The organism is Actinoplanes palleronii, assembly GCF_016862315.1.
In the GTDB taxonomy this organism is placed as follows: Bacteria; Actinomycetota; Actinomycetes; order Mycobacteriales; family Micromonosporaceae; genus Actinoplanes; species Actinoplanes palleronii.
In genome coordinates this window covers 345,454-360,063 of the sequence record NZ_BOMS01000014.1, presented here as the reverse complement: position 1 = coordinate 360,063, position 14,610 = coordinate 345,454, and the positions used below count along the sequence as shown (strand labels likewise).

The 14,610-nt window shown below is 71.8% G+C and carries 11 protein-coding genes; 6 read left to right on the top strand and 5 right to left on the bottom strand.

What is annotated here, in order from left to right; translation table 11 throughout:
* Window positions 1-50: 50 nt before the first annotated feature.
* The 3 genes from Apa02nite_RS05420 (at window position 51) to Apa02nite_RS05410 (ending at window position 2,904) form a co-directional block, all read left to right on the top strand.
* The gene (locus tag Apa02nite_RS05420) at window positions 51-1,271 is read left to right on the top strand and encodes a Mur ligase family protein (RefSeq protein ID WP_203824152.1); all 1,221 of its coding nucleotides are present in this window, start codon (window positions 51-53) and stop codon (window positions 1,269-1,271) included.
* Between the two features lie 33 nt (window positions 1,272-1,304).
* Window positions 1,305-2,018 carry a type 1 glutamine amidotransferase gene (locus Apa02nite_RS05415; protein WP_067704491.1) on the top strand — a complete coding sequence of 238 codons (714 nt, stop codon included), beginning with the start codon at window positions 1,305-1,307 and terminating at the stop codon, window positions 2,016-2,018.
* A gap of 106 nt (window positions 2,019-2,124) precedes the next feature.
* Window positions 2,125-2,904, top strand: a complete 780-nt coding sequence (locus Apa02nite_RS05410) for a TVP38/TMEM64 family protein (protein ID WP_203824074.1) — start codon at window positions 2,125-2,127, stop codon at window positions 2,902-2,904.
* A 155-nt stretch (window positions 2,905-3,059) separates the two neighbouring features.
* Here the strand turns inward: Apa02nite_RS05410 and leuS are convergent, their stop codons facing one another.
* Window positions 3,060-5,873 carry a leucine--tRNA ligase gene (leuS, locus tag Apa02nite_RS05405; RefSeq protein WP_203824073.1) on the bottom strand — a complete coding sequence of 938 codons (2,814 nt, stop codon included), beginning with the start codon at window positions 5,871-5,873 and terminating at the stop codon, window positions 3,060-3,062.
* Between the two features lie 427 nt (window positions 5,874-6,300).
* Between leuS and Apa02nite_RS05400 the strand changes: the two genes are divergently transcribed.
* From Apa02nite_RS05400 to Apa02nite_RS05390, 3 genes are read left to right on the top strand one after another with little or no spacing between them, the layout of a single operon-like run.
* Window positions 6,301-7,341, top strand: coding sequence for an AAA family ATPase (locus Apa02nite_RS05400; RefSeq protein WP_067704497.1), 1,041 nt, complete (start codon window positions 6,301-6,303; stop codon window positions 7,339-7,341).
* 2 nt (window positions 7,342-7,343) lie between these two features.
* Window positions 7,344-8,642: a DUF58 domain-containing protein gene (locus tag Apa02nite_RS05395; RefSeq protein WP_067704499.1), complete on the top strand. Its 1,299-nt coding sequence runs from the start codon at window positions 7,344-7,346 to the stop codon at window positions 8,640-8,642.
* Window positions 8,639-11,110 carry a transglutaminase TgpA family protein gene (locus tag Apa02nite_RS05390; RefSeq protein ID WP_203824072.1) on the top strand — a complete coding sequence of 824 codons (2,472 nt, stop codon included), beginning with the start codon at window positions 8,639-8,641 and terminating at the stop codon, window positions 11,108-11,110. The genes Apa02nite_RS05395 and Apa02nite_RS05390 overlap by 4 nt, the downstream gene beginning before the upstream one ends.
* A 363-nt stretch (window positions 11,111-11,473) precedes the next feature.
* Here Apa02nite_RS05390 and Apa02nite_RS05385 read toward each other — a convergent pair whose 3' ends face one another.
* From Apa02nite_RS05385 to Apa02nite_RS05370, 4 genes are all read right to left on the bottom strand, one after another.
* A complete protein-coding gene (locus Apa02nite_RS05385) occupies window positions 11,474-11,866 on the bottom strand; it encodes an SCO2097 family morphological protein (protein ID WP_067704505.1) in 393 nt (130 codons plus the stop codon).
* A 251-nt stretch (window positions 11,867-12,117) separates the two neighbouring features.
* The gene (locus tag Apa02nite_RS05380) at window positions 12,118-13,368 is read right to left on the bottom strand and encodes an alkaline phosphatase family protein (protein ID WP_203824071.1); all 1,251 of its coding nucleotides are present in this window, start codon (window positions 13,366-13,368) and stop codon (window positions 12,118-12,120) included.
* Entirely contained in the window at window positions 13,365-14,099 is a 735-nt protein-coding gene (locus Apa02nite_RS05375; protein ID WP_203824151.1) for a methyltransferase domain-containing protein, read from the bottom strand. The genes Apa02nite_RS05380 and Apa02nite_RS05375 overlap by 4 nt, the downstream gene beginning before the upstream one ends.
* A 59-nt stretch (window positions 14,100-14,158) precedes the next feature.
* Complete coding sequence (locus Apa02nite_RS05370) at window positions 14,159-14,536, bottom strand: SSI family serine proteinase inhibitor (protein ID WP_067704510.1); 378 nt, start codon at window positions 14,534-14,536, stop codon at window positions 14,159-14,161.
* Window positions 14,537-14,610: the final 74 nt, after the last annotated feature.

Below are 14,610 nucleotides of genomic sequence, written 5' to 3'. Positions count from 1 at the left end.
CTCGACGTCACCCTTGGTTCCGGTACCCTCGCTGCGTGACGGACGGGAAGATGCCCCTGCGGGCCATAGTCGCGACCACCGCGTCGAAGACGGCGGCCGCTCTCTCCAGGGCCGCGGGACGCGGCGACGGGTCGGTGATCGGCGGCTGGATCGGCCTCAAGATCGATCCGGACCTGCTGACCCACCTCGCCTCAGGGCGTGCCGTCGCCCTGGTGTCCGGCACCAACGGCAAAACCACCACCACCCGGCTCACCGCGGCCGCGGTCGGCGTGCTCGGCCGGGTGGCCACCAACTCCTTCGGCGCCAACATGCCCTCCGGGCACACCTCGGCGCTGGCCAAGGAGGGGCACACCCCGTTCGCGGTGCTGGAGGTGGACGAGCACTACCTGCCGCAGGTGATCGAGGCCACCCGCCCCAAGGTGGTGGCGCTGCTCAACCTCTCCCGTGACCAGCTCGACCGGGCGAAGGAGGTGGCGATGATGGCGCAGCTGTGGAAGACCACGCTGGCGAGCCACCCCGACATCCGGGTGGTGGCCAACGCCGACGACCCGCTCGTCGTCTGGTCGGCGGCCGCCAGCACCCAGGTCACCTGGTTCAGCGCCGGCCAGCGCTGGCACGACGACTCGTTCGTCTGCCCGGAGAGCGGCCACCCGATCGAGCGCGCCAACGGCGACTGGTGGTGCTCCGGCTGCCCGCTGCGCCGCCCCCGCCCGCAGTGGGTGGTCGAGGAGGACGGCGTCATCGACCCCCGCGGCGACTGGCACCTGGTCAAGCTGCAGCTGCCCGGCAAGGTCAACCTCGGTAACGCGGCGACCGCGCTGGCCGTCGCCGGCGAGTTCGGGGTCCGCCCGATCGAGGCGCTGCCCCGGCTCTCCCGGGTGTCGTCGATCGCCGGCCGCTACGCCCAGGTGGACCGGGACGGCCGCAACATCCGGCTGCTGCTCGCCAAGAACCCGGCGAGCTGGCTGGAGGCCTTCGACATGGCCGACCAGGCCCCCACCCTGCTCTCGATCAACGCCCGGGACCCCGACGGCCTGGACACCTCCTGGCTGTGGGACGTCGACTTCGCCCCGCTGCGCGACCGTCCGGTGCTGATCACCGGCGACCGGGCGTTCGACCTGGCGGTCCGGCTCCAGGTGAACCAGGTGCCGTTCCGGCACGTAAACAGTTTTGACGAGGCGCTGGCGTCGGTGCCGCCGGGCCGCCTCGAGGTGATCGCCAACTACACGGCTTTCCAGGACATCCGGGCGGTGCTCGACCGTGTCAACTGAGTCCACCCGAGGCGGAACGACAGAGGGCAAGGCATGAACGACAGCACGCTGCGGATCGTCTGGATCTACCCCGATCTGCTGAGCACGTACGGCGACCGGGGCAACATGCTGATCCTGGCGCACCGGGCGGCCGCCCGCGGCATCCCGGTGGAGACCTACGAAGTCCGTTCCGACATGCAGATGCCGACCTCGGCCGACATCTATCTGATCGGTGGCGGCGAGGACGGCCCGCAGGCGCTGGCCGCCCAGCGCCTGATCACCGACGGCGGCCTGCACCGCGCGGTCAACCAGGGCGCCTCGGTCCTGGCCATCTGCGCGGGTTACCAACTGTTCGGCCACTCGTTCTTCGCCAAGGGGACAAAATGTGCGGGCCTCGGCCTGCTCGACATCTTCTCGGACCGGGGCGAGACCCGGGCGGTCGGCGAGCTGCGGGGCGACATCGACCCGCGACTCGGCCTGCCCCCGCTGACCGGTTTCGAGAACCACGGCGGCCGCACCCACCTGGGCCAACACGCCGCGCCGCTGGCCCGGGTCACCGGTGGCATCGGCAACGACGGCCAGACCGAGGGCGCCTGGGCCGGCAAGGTCATCGGGACGTATTCGCACGGTCCGGCGCTCGCTCGCAACCCAGCGATAGCCGATCTGCTACTGCGTTGGTCGACCGGCGCGGATAGGCTTGCGCCCCTCGACGACTCGTGGCCGGAGCGGCTGCGAGGCGAGCGGCTGGCCGCGGCGACCCCGGCCTGACCCTGAGGACCGGCGGCGGAGAGCACGGCCGGAAGACGACGACGAGCGCGGAATAGACCTGCACGACCTTGTCCAGAACCGACGACAGTTGGGGCGGTAGGCCTGCATGACCGACAAACCTGATCACCCCGTGTGCACCCTCGAGCGGGACCCTCAGGCTGCGGCGATCAGCCAGTCCGCCCCGGCCGTCGCGACGGACCTGGAGGCGCACGCGCCGATCAGCCGGAAGCGCCGGTTCGCCCGGCTCGGTCTGCTGGCCGCGGCGATCACCGGCCTCGCCGTCGCCGCCGCCACGCTCCCGCTGCGCGACATCGGTGACGCCGTGGTCGCGCTCGGCCCCGGCGCGGCCGTCGCCGTCGCCGTACTGGGTGGTCTGCTCCTGTCGGTCCTGGTCCCGCGGACCGCGGTGACCGTCGCCTGCGGTGCCCTGCTGGGCGCCGCGACCGGTATGGCCGCCGCCCTGGCCGCCGCGGTGATCGCCGCGATCGCCACCTACTACGCGGGCCGCTGGGCCGGGCGCGGTGCGCTGCAGGCCAAGGCCGGTGGCCGGCTGGCCCGGCTGGACGGCTGGCTGAACCGCCGCGGGCTGGCCGCGGTGCTGCTGGTCCGCTTCCTCCCGCTGGCACCGTTCGGGCTGGTCGGCTACGCCTACGGCACCACCAGCGTGTGCCGCAAGCGCTACCTGCTCGGCACCACGATCGCCGCCATCCCGTCGACGGTCACCTACGCCGTGATCGGTGCCGCGGTCGCCTCCCCCGGCAAGATGAGCCCGGTCACCATGGCCCCCGCCGTGATCGGCTTCCTGCTCTCCACCGCGATCGTCCTGCGCTGGCGCCAGACCTCCCGCCGCGCCGCGGCTGCCGCGCTGGTCCCGGCCGCGGCCTGACCCCGGCAAGCGTGTAGCCAGCCGGGCCGGCCCGCGCACGCTAGTGAGCCGACGCCACCCGGTGAGCGCGGCCGGGGCTTCCCCGTCGTACCAAAAAAGGGGTGAGCGGGACGGAGCCGCCGGCCTGGACCGGCGGCTCGTCGGTGTCCCGTGCGTCAGACGACGACGCTGACCAGGCGGCCCTTCACCACGATGACCTTCTTCGGGGTGCGGCCGTCCAGCGCGTCGGCGACAGCGGCCAGCGCGGCCTCGCGCACCTCGGCCTCCCCGGTCTCCGGGCTGACCTCGACCCGGCCGCGGACCTTGCCGTTGATCTGCACCGGGTAGGTGATCGAGTCGGCGACCAGCTGGGCCGGATCGGCCTGCGGGAAGTCGGCGTAGGCCAGCGTGCCCTGGTGGCCCAGCCGGCCCCACAGCTCCTCGGCCAGGTGCGGCGCGAACGGCGACATCATCAGCACCAGCGGCTCGACCGCCTCGCGAGACACCCGGGGCAGCGGGGTCAGCGTGTTGGTCAGCTCGATCAGCTTGGCGATCGCGGTGTTGAAGCGCAGCTCGCCCATGTCCTCGCGGACCCCGGCGATGACCTTGTGCAGCACCTTGCGGGACTTCGGGTCCAGCGGCTCGTCGGTGACCCGGTTCTGCCCGGTCTCCTCGTCGACCACCAGGCGCCAGGCGCGCTGCAGGAAGCGCTGCGAGCCGATCACCGCGCGGGTGTCCCAGGGGCGGGACACGTCCAGCGGGCCCATCGCCATCTCGTAGACCCGGAACGTGTCGGCGCCGTACTGGTCACACATCTCGTCCGGGGTGACGACGTTCTTCAGCGACTTGCCCATCTTGCCGTACTCACGGTTGACCTTCTGGTCGCCGTGGTACCAGGCGCCGTCACGCTCGACGACCTCCTCGGCCGGGACGATCACACCGCGGGCGTCACGGAACGCGTACGCCTGGATGTAGCCCTGGTTGAACAGCTTGTGGAACGGCTCGAAGGACGAGACGTGGCCCAGGTCGAACAGCACCTTGTGCCAGAAGCGGGCGTACAGCAGGTGCAGCACGGCGTGCTCGACACCGCCGACGTACAGGTCGACGCCGCCGGAGCCGCCGGGCTCGCGGGGGCCCATCCAGTAGGCCTCGTTGGCCGGGTCGACCAGCTCCTGCTCGTTGTGCGGGTCCAGGTAGCGCAGCTCGTACCAGCAGGAACCGGCCCACTGCGGCATGGTGTTGGTCTCGCGGGTGTAGGTCTTCAGCCCGTCGCCCAGGTCCAGCTCGACCTCGACCCAGTCCTTCTTGCGGGACAGCGGGGTCTCCGGGTCGGACTCGGCGTCGTCCGGGTCGAACGTGCGCGGCGCGAAGTCGTCGGTGTCCGGCAGCACCACCGGCAGCATCGAGTCGGGCAGCGCGATCGGCAGGCCGGTCTCGTCGTAGACGATCGGGAACGGCTCGCCCCAGTACCGCTGCCGGCTGAACAGCCAGTCGCGCAGCCGGTAGGTGGTGGCGCCGGAGCCCTTGCCCTGCTCCTCCAGCCAGGTGATCATCGCGGCCTTGGCGTCGACCTTGGTCAGCCCGTCCAGGCTGAACCCGCTTTCAGGATCAGCGCTGTTGATCACAGCCCCGTCGCCGGTGTACGCGCCCTCGAAGCCCTCGGGCGTCTCGATGGTGCGAACCACCGGCAGCGCGAACGCGGTGGCGAAGTCGTAGTCCCGCTCGTCGTGCGCGGGCACCGCCATGATCGCGCCGGTGCCGTACCCGGCCAGCACGTAGTCGGCGATGAAGACCGGGACGCGCTCGCCGTTGACCGGGTTGGTCGCGTAGGCGCCGGTGAAGACACCGGTCTTCACCTTGCCGTCGGCGGTCCGCTCCTCCTCGGTCTTGGCCGCCGCGGCCTTTTTATAGGCGTCGATCGCCTTGGCCGGGGTGTCATGACCACCCGTCCACGTCGCCGCCACGCCGGCCGGCCACTGCTCTGCCGTGATCCGGGCGACCAGCTCGTGCTCCGGTGCCAGCACCATGTAGGTCGCGCCGAACAGCGTGTCCGGGCGGGTGGTGAAGACCCGGATGTGGTCGTCGCCGATCGGGAAGTCGACGTGCGCGCCCTGCGAGCGGCCGATCCAGTTGCGCTGCATCAGCTTGACCGGATCCGGCCACTCCAGCGTGTCCAGGTCCTCGACCAGACGGTCACAGTACGAGGTGATCCGCATCATCCACTGCTTCAGGCTGCGCTTGAAGACCGGGAAGTTGCCCCGCTCGGAGCGGCCGTCCGGGGTGACCTCCTCGTTCGACAGCACAGTGCCCAGGCCCGGGCACCAGTTGACCGGGGCCTCGCTCATGTACGCCAGCCGGTGGTCGTCGATCAGCTGGCGTTTTTCCTTGGCCGACATGTCAGACCATGCCGGACTCGTCGGACGAGAACCGGACTCGAACTCGGCGATCAGCTCGCTGATCGGCCGCGCCTTCTTCAGCTCCGGGTCGAACCAGGAGTTGAAGACCTGCAGGAAGATCCACTGGGTCCAGCGGTAGTACTCCGGGTCGGTGGTGGAGAACGAGCGGCGCTCGTCGTAGGCCAGGCCCAGTCGGCGCAGCTGCTGGCGGTAGCGCTCCACGTTCGCCGCGGTGGTCACGGCCGGGTGGGTGCCGGTCTGCACCGCGTACTGCTCGGCGGGCAGGCCGAAGGCGTCGAAGCCCATCGGGTGCAGGACGTTGAAGCCGTTCATCCGCTGGAAGCGGGTGTAGCAGTCGGTGCCGATGTAGCCCAGCGGGTGACCGACGTGCAGGCCGGCGCCGGACGGGTACGGGAACATGTCCTGCACGTGCAGCTTCGGCGCGCCGGCGCGCGGGTGGTCCGGGTCGGCCAGCTCGCCGACCGGGTTCGGCGCGTGGAACGTCCCGTTCTCCGCCCAGTACTGCTGCCAGCGCAGCTCCATCTCGCCGGCCAGCGCGGCGGTGTAGCGGAACGGATTCTCGGTCTCGCTCATCTTCAACACCATCTCGTCTACGTCATGTGGGCTGGGGTCACGCGCTCCGGGCATAAAAAAGCCCCTCACGCAGGAGGGGGCGCCGTGCTGTCACCGATGCGTGATCAGCACGGCCGGTTAAGGAGCAGAACACGCCGAGCCATGCGCGCCATGATACCCGGCCGTCGTCACGCACGGCGACCGGTATGCGCTCGTAGTACCGATCGAGTCCGGAACCTGATCACCGTCGGTAAATGGACCATGTTCGTCCCGTTTTCTCGAAAGCCTTGGTCGTTCCGGCCTTTCGGAGGGGTGTACAGACGGGGATAACCTGTCAGGACGGGCGGCGAGCGCCGGAGGTTCACGGACCGCTGGGCGCCCGCAAACTTGGGGTGCCCTGACGGTGGGTAAGCCGTCACCGGGGGTACGTATTACTGGGAGGAAGCCCGTGACAACGCCGACCTGGGGCGAGCCGACAGGGCCGCTGCCGAGCGCCGAATTCCGCGCCGCTACACAAGCCATCATGGCCAACATCGAGCAGGTCATCGAGGGCAAGAGCGCGACGGTACGCCTGGCCGTGGCCGTACTGCTGGCGGAGGGGCACCTGCTCATCGAGGATGTGCCAGGCGTCGGCAAGACCAAGCTCGCCAAGGCGCTGGCCCGCTCGATCGACTGCTCGGTGCGCCGGATCCAGTTCACCCCCGACCTGTTGCCCAGCGACGTCACCGGGGTGAGCGTCTACAACCAGGAGACCCGCGACTTCGAGTTCAAGCCGGGTGCCGTGTTCGCCAACCTGGTGGTCGGCGACGAGATCAACCGGGCCTCGCCGAAGACCCAGTCCGCCCTCCTGGAGTGCATGGAGGAGCGGCAGGTCACCGTCGACGGGACGACCTACGAGCTGCAGGCGCCGTTCATGGTGGTGGCCACGCAGAACCCGATCGAGATGGAGGGGACCTATCCGCTGCCGGAGGCGCAGCGCGACCGGTTCACCGCCCGGATCGCGATGGGATACCCGGACCCCAGGGCCGAGCTCGCGATGCTGAGCGGCCAGAGCGACCACGACCCGCTGAACGACCTGCGTGCGGTGGCCGACGCCGCGATGGTCCGCCGGCTGATCGAGACGGCGCGCGCCGTACACGCCGCCGACGCCGTCCAGCAGTACGCGATCGCCCTGGTCACCGCGACCCGGGAGTCCCCGGAGATCCGCCTCGGCGCGTCACCGCGGTCCACGCTGCAGCTGATGCGCACCGCCAAGGCGGTCGCCGCGCTGGAGGGCCGGGACTACGTGCTCCCGGACGACCTGCAGGCCCTGGCGGTGCCGGTGTTCGCCCACCGGATCATCCCGACCGCGGACGCGCAGCTGGCGCGCCGGACCACCGACACCATCGTGTCCGAGATCGTTCACCGGCTGCCACTCCCGGTCGCGAACCGCAATCCGTACGACGCACCCCGGGACGGCCGCGCGCCGTACGAGTCCCGGGGGCGGTGACCATGCGGGAGGCGCTTCGGGGTCTCACCACGCGCGGGCGCTCGTTCCTGGCCGCCGCGATCGCCGCCGGCATCTCCGCGCTCATCCTGGGCGAGCGGGACCTGCTGCGGGTCGCCGTGCTGCTGGCCGCGCTGCCGTTGCTGGCCGCGGCGTACGTCGGCCGGAGCCGCTACAAGCTGGCGTGCACCCGTTCGCTGGAGCCGGGCCGGGCGCCGGTCGGTTCCAGCGCGCGGGTCATCCTGCGCCTGCAGAACCTGTCCCGGCTGCCCACCGGCACCATGCTGCTCGAGGACCGGCTGCCGTACGCGCTGGGCAGCCGGCCCCGGGTGGTGCTGGAGCGGCTCGGCGCGCACCAGGCCAGTTCGGTGGCGTACACGGTGCGCGCCGACGTGCGCGGCCGGTACCCGATCGGCCCGCTGGTGATCCGGCTGACCGACCCGTTCGGGCTGTGCGAGCTGACCCGCTCGTTCCCCAGCGTCGACCAGCTCACCGTGATCCCGCAGGTCCTGCCGCTCCCCCGGGTGCGGCTGGCCGGGGAGTACGCCGGTTCCGGCGACAGCCGGGCCCGCTCGGTGGCGGTGCACGGCGAGGACGACGCGGCGACCCGGGAGTACCGGCGCGGCGACGACCTGCGCCGGGTGCACTGGCGGTCCACCGCCCGTACCGGTGAGCTGATGGTCCGCCGCGAGGAGCAGCCCTGGGAGAGCCGGGCCACCGTGGTCCTGGACACCCGGCTGAACGCGCACCGCGGCGAGGGCCCGACGGCCAGCTTCGAGTGGGCGGTCTCGGCAGCCGCCAGCATCGCGGTGCACCTGCGCGAGGCCGGGTACAAGGTGCGCCTGGTGACCGGCGGCGGCACCGACATCGACGCGTCCGAGGGCGGCGGCGAGGGCCTGATCCTGGACACCCTGGCCGACGTGAAACTCGCCGCCACCAGCGACGTGGCGGCCCTGGTCGAGCACGTCCGGCGGCGGTCCGACGGCGGCCTGGTGATCGGCCTGTTCGGCTCGCTCACCACCGCCGAGGCGCACCTGCTCAGCGGGCTGCGCGGCAACGGCGCGACCTGCCTGGCGTTCGCCGTCGACAGCGCCACCTGGGTGCCGATGACGGCCGGCGACCGGCAGGACTCCGATCAGGAGCACGCGGCCGCGTCGCTGGCCCTGGTCCGCAGCGGCTGGCGGTCGGTGCGGGTGTCGCACGGTGAGACGTTGCCGGCGCTCTGGCCCACGGTGGGCCGCGGGGCGCAGGGCTTCGCGTACCGCGCGGCGATGGCCGAGACGGTCAGCGGGGTGACCCGATGACCGGCCGCCGTCGTCTCGGTATGGTCGCGGCCGGCGCCACGCTGCTCGGCTCGGCGCCGCTGACCGCGATCTTCGACTCGTGGACCTGGCTGCTGCAGGTGCTGCTCACCATCGTCATGATCGCCGGGGCGGCGGTGCTCACCCGGACGCTGCGGTTCCCGAGCTGGGCGCAGGCGCTGGGCATGGTGGTGGCCCTGGTCGTCACGCTGACCTGGATCTTCCCGAGCGGGCACGAGACGCTGGTGCCGATGCCGGCCACCTTCGCCCACTTCGCCGAGCTGATCAAGCAGGCCGGCGAGGACACCCGGGCGTACGCGGTGCCGGTGCCGGACCGGGACGGCCTGCTCTTCGTCGCGGCCCTCGGGCTGGGCGTGGTGGCCATCGTGATCGACCTGCTCACCGCGGTGTTCCGGCGGCCGGCGCTGGCCGGTCTGCCGCTGCTGGCGATCTACTCCATCCCGGTCGCGGTCTACCTGGACAGCGTGCCGGTGACCCCGTTCGTCGTGGCCGCCTGCGGCTACCTCTGGCTCCTGGTCGCCGACAACGTCGACCGGGTCCGCCGGTTCGGCCGCCGGTTCACCGGCGACGGCCGGGACGTGGACGTCTGGGAGCCGTCCCCGCTGGCCGCGGCGGGCCGGCGGCTCGGCCTGGCCGGCGTGATCGTGGCCGTGCTGCTGCCGCTGGCCGTGCCGACCGTCACCGGCGGCCTGCTGTCCCAGCTGACCCAGAACGGCCCCGGCGCCGGTGGCGGGCTGGGCACCGGTGGCGGCGGGAAGATCAACCTGTTCGCCTCGCTGAGCGGTCAGCTGAACCAGACCGCGACGGTCAACCTGCTGACCGTGAAGACCACCGAGAAGGACCCGTTCTACCTGCGGTTCGGTGTCGCCGACCTGCTCACCTCCGAGGGTTTCGGCAACCAGCCGCCGGGCGGGACCCCGCTCAACCGGGGCAGCCTGCCGGACCCGCAGCGCGAGGCCGCCAGCAGCCAGGCCCGGTACCAGCGGTACCACGCCGACATCCAGGTCTCCGACGCGCTGCGGCAGAACATGGCGCCGGTCTACTCGTACCTGGTCGGGATCGACAACATCTCCGGCAGCTGGGCGTACGACCCGAACCAGCTGGTGCTGTTCTCCAGCCGGAGCACCACCCGCAAGCAGAAGTACTCGATCGACTATCTGCGGCCGCAGTACACGCCGACCGAGCTGCGCAGCGCCCCGTCGCTGCCGAAGGACGACCCGGTCCGGCAGATGTACACCAGCGTCCCGGACAACGCCTACGTCGAGACCCAGGTCGCCAAACTGATCAAGGGCAAGCGCACCGATTACGACAAGGTGCGAGCGATCTACGACTTCTTCTCGGTGAAGAACAACTTCGCGTACAGCCTGTCGACCCAGTCCGACGGCGGTCTCTCCGCCATCGAGTCGTTCCTGCGGAACAAGATCGGGTACTGCCAGCAGTACGCGGCCGCGATGGCGTGGATGGCCCGGGTCGCCGGTGTTCCGGCCCGGGTGGCGTTCGGCTTCACCCGGGGCACCGCGGACGGTGACTCGTACGTGATCACCAACCGCAACGCGCACGCCTGGACCGAGGTCTACCTGCAGGGCTTCGGCTGGGTGCCGTTCGACGCCACGCCGACCACCGGGGTGGCCGGTTCGGCCCGCGGCAACTCGGACTGGGCGCCGGACACCGACCGGGCCACGACGCCGACCGCCTCGTCCTCGGCCGCCGCCGCTCCCGGTACCGGCTCCTCCGCCGCACCGGGCCTGAACAACCGGCCCGAGGCGGGGAACGACGGGGACAACTCGGCGCTGGCCGACCCGGCAAGCGCCGACACGCAGAACTGGACCGGCCTGCTGATCTTCGGCGTGATCGCCACGTTGATCGCGTTGCTGCTGGTCCCGGCGCTGCGCCGGGTCCTGCTGCGCCGCCGTCGGCACGCGGCGACAGCAGGTCCGCCACCGGTCCTGGCCACGGCCGACCCGACCGAACCGGGGCCGGCCGGCGCGATCACCGCGATCGCGGTGAGCACCGAGACCGTGCAGGCCCGCGCGGATGCGCACGCGGCCTGGGACGAGCTGGTCGACACGATGGTCGACTATCGGATCACGATCGATCCGACGGAGACCCCGCGGGTCACCGCGCAGCGTCTGGTCAAGGAGGCCCTGCTGGGTCCGGAGCCGGCCACGGCGGTCGAGTTGCTCGGCACCGCCGAGGAGCGCGCCCGATATGCCCGGCAGCCGATGCAGGGCGCCGAGCTGACCTCGGCGCTGCATCAGGTCCGGGCCGGGCTGTCCCACTCGGCGACGATGCGCAACCGGCTGCGGGCCGTGCTGTTCCCGCCGTCGATCCTGCTCGAGTGGCGGCTGGCGATCGCCGAGGCGTCCACCCGGGTGATGGAGGCGGCGACCCGGCTCCGGGACGGCATGACCCGGTTCAACCCGCGCCGGCTGCTGACCAAGAGCCGCTGATCAGACGAAAGGGCCGCTGCTCCTCGACACCGAGGAACAGCGGCCCTTTCCCTGTCCGCAGAACCCGGCCCCCGCGCGGAGCAACGGCCCGCGCGGAGCGCGGCGCAACGGCCCGCGGCGTGCCGCGACGCGAGGCCGCAGCGCGACGACAGGCATGGTGGCTGGTTCTCAGGGGTGCCTCAACCCGGTTGAGGCACCCCTGAGAGCCAGCCGCGATCCGAGCGCTCCGCGCACGCCGGGAACGGGCGCGCAAGAACGGTGGGAGGGCAGCACGAGAGAACGCGCGACCGCTGTCGCGGCCGCGTCAGACAAACGACGACGGCGGCCGTCGGCCGCCGTTCGTCTCCGCGTCGGCCGGGGCCGTCAGCGATGCCCTTCCGGCCGCTGCTTCCAGCGGTCTTCCAGGCGGTCCAGGAAACCGCCGTTACCGCGGCGCCCCTGACGTGTCCGCCGTGCGGCGGTCCCGCCGACCGACCTGAGGTCGGGGGCCTGACCGCGCTTTCGTGACTGCATCGCGAAGGCTGCCGATCCGAGCATCACGACGAAACCGGCGACGCCGAGCAGCGTGTTGCTCGCCACCGTCCCGTACACGACGAGAGCCAGACCAAGCACGATCACGAACGCGGCGATGATGAGCCGGCGCCGTGCATGGAAACGCGGGTCGCTGGCCCGCACAGCCGAGGCGAATTTGGGGTCCTCGGCAAGCGACCGCTCGATCTGATCGAACAGCCGCTGCTCGTGGTCCGAGAGCGGCACGGCTTTCCTCCCCGGGCGCATGTCCGACCCACGTGGGGCCGGGGCAGCCGTCGGCTGCCTTACCACGCAAGTCTACGAGGGGGTCGGCGGGTCGGAAAGCGGGACGACGGCTGAGTGCGGGTGATTTTCCATGTCCGGAAGATCGTTTCGTCCGAAAAGCCCGGCTCACCAGGCCAGTTACCCCTGGTAGAACATTCGAACACAGCGCGCGCACAGCGAAGAAAACATCGAAGGATCCGGATGCGCGTCGGTCAGCGGGCGATCAGCAGCGGCACGGTCATCTCGGCCGCGGTCGCCGAACCATGATATGCCACCAGCTGTCCCGCCTTGACCGGTTCCCAACCAGAAGCAACCGATATCGTACGACCCCAGCAGATCACCACCACGTCACCGATGCGGTCGGCGTGCCCGGCCGGCACCGGCCCGAACCAGCCCGCGTCGATCGCGTCCTCGCGGGTCAGCACCGAGGCCTCGTCGCCGAACACACCCCGCCAGTTGGCCAGCACGTCGTCCCGGGCGCCGTCCTCGGCGTAGAGATAGCGGACCCGCGGCTCGCCGGCCACCCCGATCACGCCGTCGCGCAGCTCAGCGATCTCGGCCATGTCCCGGCGGCCCTCGAGCGGCACGTTGAGCTGCCCGTGGTCGGCGACCACCAGCAGCGCGGACCGCGGCGGCAGCCCGTGCACCACCCGGTCGAGCAGCTTGTCGACCCCGCGGGCGGCCTCCCGCCAGCTCTCCGAGTCGACACCGTCCTCGTGGCCGAAGTGGTCGAGGTCCGGGTGGTAGCCGTAGACCAGCGCCCTGCCGTCCGCCTCGCGCAGCGCGGCCAGCATCCCGTCGGCGACCGCCGCGCCGTCCGCGGCGCCGCGGTACGTGCCACCGCGGTTCGCGGCGAGCGAGAGGCCACTGCCCTCGAACTGCGGACGGCTGACCACCGTGGTGCGCACCCCGGCCGCGGCCGCCAGCTCCAGCCGGGTCGGCACCGGCTGCCACTCGCGCGGGTCCGGGTCGTCGCCCCAGGAGATGTGGGTGAGCGGCCGGCCGTCCGGGCGGCGCACGGTGAAACCGAGCACGCCGTGCGCGCCGGGCGGCACCCCGGCGCCCAGGGTGACCAGGCTGACCGGGGTGGTGGACGGGAACCCGGCGGTCAGCGTGCCGGCGTGCCCGCGGCCACCGGAGGCCAGGTCGGCGAGGACCGGGGCGTGCGGCGCGGCCACCGGCAGCTGGTACGCGCCGAGCCCGTCGACCAGCAGCACCGCGATCTTGTCGACGCCGCCGAGGCGGGCGCCCAGGCCGAGCACGTCGGCCGCGCCCGGGACGCCGAGCACCGCGCTCGCGCTGGGCAGCAGGTCGGCCAGGCTGCCGGCGCCATAGGCGGGGTGCACCCGATGAAACGCGTCCGGGTGCAGGCGATCATCCGGAAACGAAACCGAGCCGCTCGCCGAGGACGGCGACGGGACCGGGCCGCCAGCCGGAGAAGGGGACGGGGACGCCGCGGTCATGGGCGGCGGGCGAACAGGTGCAGCTGGGAGGCGATGTCCCGGAACGGGAGCTGTGCGCTCAGCGCGAGCTCCAGGTCGAGCACCGCCTGCGGGTCCTGCTCGACGACGGTGGCCGGCAGCAGGTCGGCCACCACTCGTACCCCATGGGTCTCCTCGACCTGGAGCCCGGCGGCGCTGAGCAGGTCAGCGGCGGTCTCCGCGTCGTATCGTCGGCGCAGCGTGTCGCGCGGCCCTGAGCGGCCCTCCGGATCGGTGACCAGCGCGGACGCCGCCCGAAGGTGGCCGTTGACGGCTCGCGCCAGGATCGCGGCCGCGCGGCTGGCGACCAGCACGCTGACCGCGCCGCCGGGCCGGAGCGCGGTGGCGATCGCGGCGACCACCCCGGACGGGTCGTCCACCACCTCGAGCACGGCGTGGCACAGGATCAGGTCGGCGCTGCCCGGCTCGACCAGGCCGGCGAGCGCGTCGCCGTCGCCCTGCACGGCGTGCACCCGCTCGGCCACGCCCGCGTCGGCGGCGCGGCGGGTCAATGCGGCAAGCGCGTCCGGGCTGGCGTCGATCACGGTGACGGTGTGCCCGGCCTCGGCCAGCGGCACGGCGAACCCGCCGGTGCCACCGCCCACGTCGAGGACGGTCAGCGTCCGGCCGGCGTTCCGGTCCAGCTCGCGGCGCAGTACCGCCCAGACCGCCGCGGTGCGGGCGGTGACGTGCGGGCGGCCGGTTCGTGCCATTGCGGTGTCCACCCGGGCAGCCTATCGGCCGGGTCGAGTCCTGACCCGGAACGGCATCCTCAGAACGCGAACAGGACGCCGGTGGCGCGGTTCATCTCGCAGCTGTTGCCGTAGGTGTGCGTCCATTTCACCGTGCGTCCGCGCCAGGTGCCGCTGAGCCGCGCGGTGATCGGCTTGTAGAGCAGGAAGCAGTAGCGGTCGGCCGGCTTGAGCCGGGCAGGGTTCGCCCCGGTCCGGGTGAGCGCGGCGCAGGCCTGCACCGGTTGCGGGTGGGCGCCGCCGGCCGGGTCGCAGGTGAGTTTGACCGCCGTCGCGTATCCGGCTTCGGCCGTGTAGGTGAGTACAACGCGTGAACCGCCGGCGGCGGCCAGGACAGGTGAACCGGTGGCCAGGACCGCGGTGGCGGCGGCCAGACCGGTGCAGATCCGGAACAACATGATGCGCTCCCCCGATGGTTGCTCGGTTGCGCACCCTATGCCACTAAGACCCCAATATCCGGCATTTCCGAAAA

Excerpts from the sequence above, each read along its gene's own strand:
- Apa02nite_RS05370 (WP_067704510.1), bottom strand. The coding sequence starts at position 14,536 with ATGTTGTTCCGGATCTGCACCGGTCTGGCCGCCGCCACCGCGGTCCTG.
- Apa02nite_RS05415 (WP_067704491.1), top strand. The coding sequence starts at position 1,305 with ATGAACGACAGCACGCTGCGGATCGTCTGGATCTACCCCGATCTGCTG.
- leuS (WP_203824073.1), bottom strand. The coding sequence starts at position 5,873 with ATGAGCGAGACCGAGAATCCGTTCCGCTACACCGCCGCGCTGGCCGGC.
- Apa02nite_RS05395 (WP_067704499.1), top strand. The coding sequence starts at position 7,344 with ATGCGGGAGGCGCTTCGGGGTCTCACCACGCGCGGGCGCTCGTTCCTG.
- Apa02nite_RS05420 (WP_203824152.1), top strand. The coding sequence starts at position 51 with ATGCCCCTGCGGGCCATAGTCGCGACCACCGCGTCGAAGACGGCGGCC.
- Apa02nite_RS05380 (WP_203824071.1), bottom strand. The coding sequence starts at position 13,368 with ATGACCGCGGCGTCCCCGTCCCCTTCTCCGGCTGGCGGCCCGGTCCCG.
- Apa02nite_RS05410 (WP_203824074.1), top strand. The coding sequence starts at position 2,125 with ATGACCGACAAACCTGATCACCCCGTGTGCACCCTCGAGCGGGACCCT.
- Apa02nite_RS05390 (WP_203824072.1), top strand. The coding sequence starts at position 8,639 with ATGACCGGCCGCCGTCGTCTCGGTATGGTCGCGGCCGGCGCCACGCTG.
- Apa02nite_RS05375 (WP_203824151.1), bottom strand. The coding sequence starts at position 14,099 with ATGGCACGAACCGGCCGCCCGCACGTCACCGCCCGCACCGCGGCGGTC.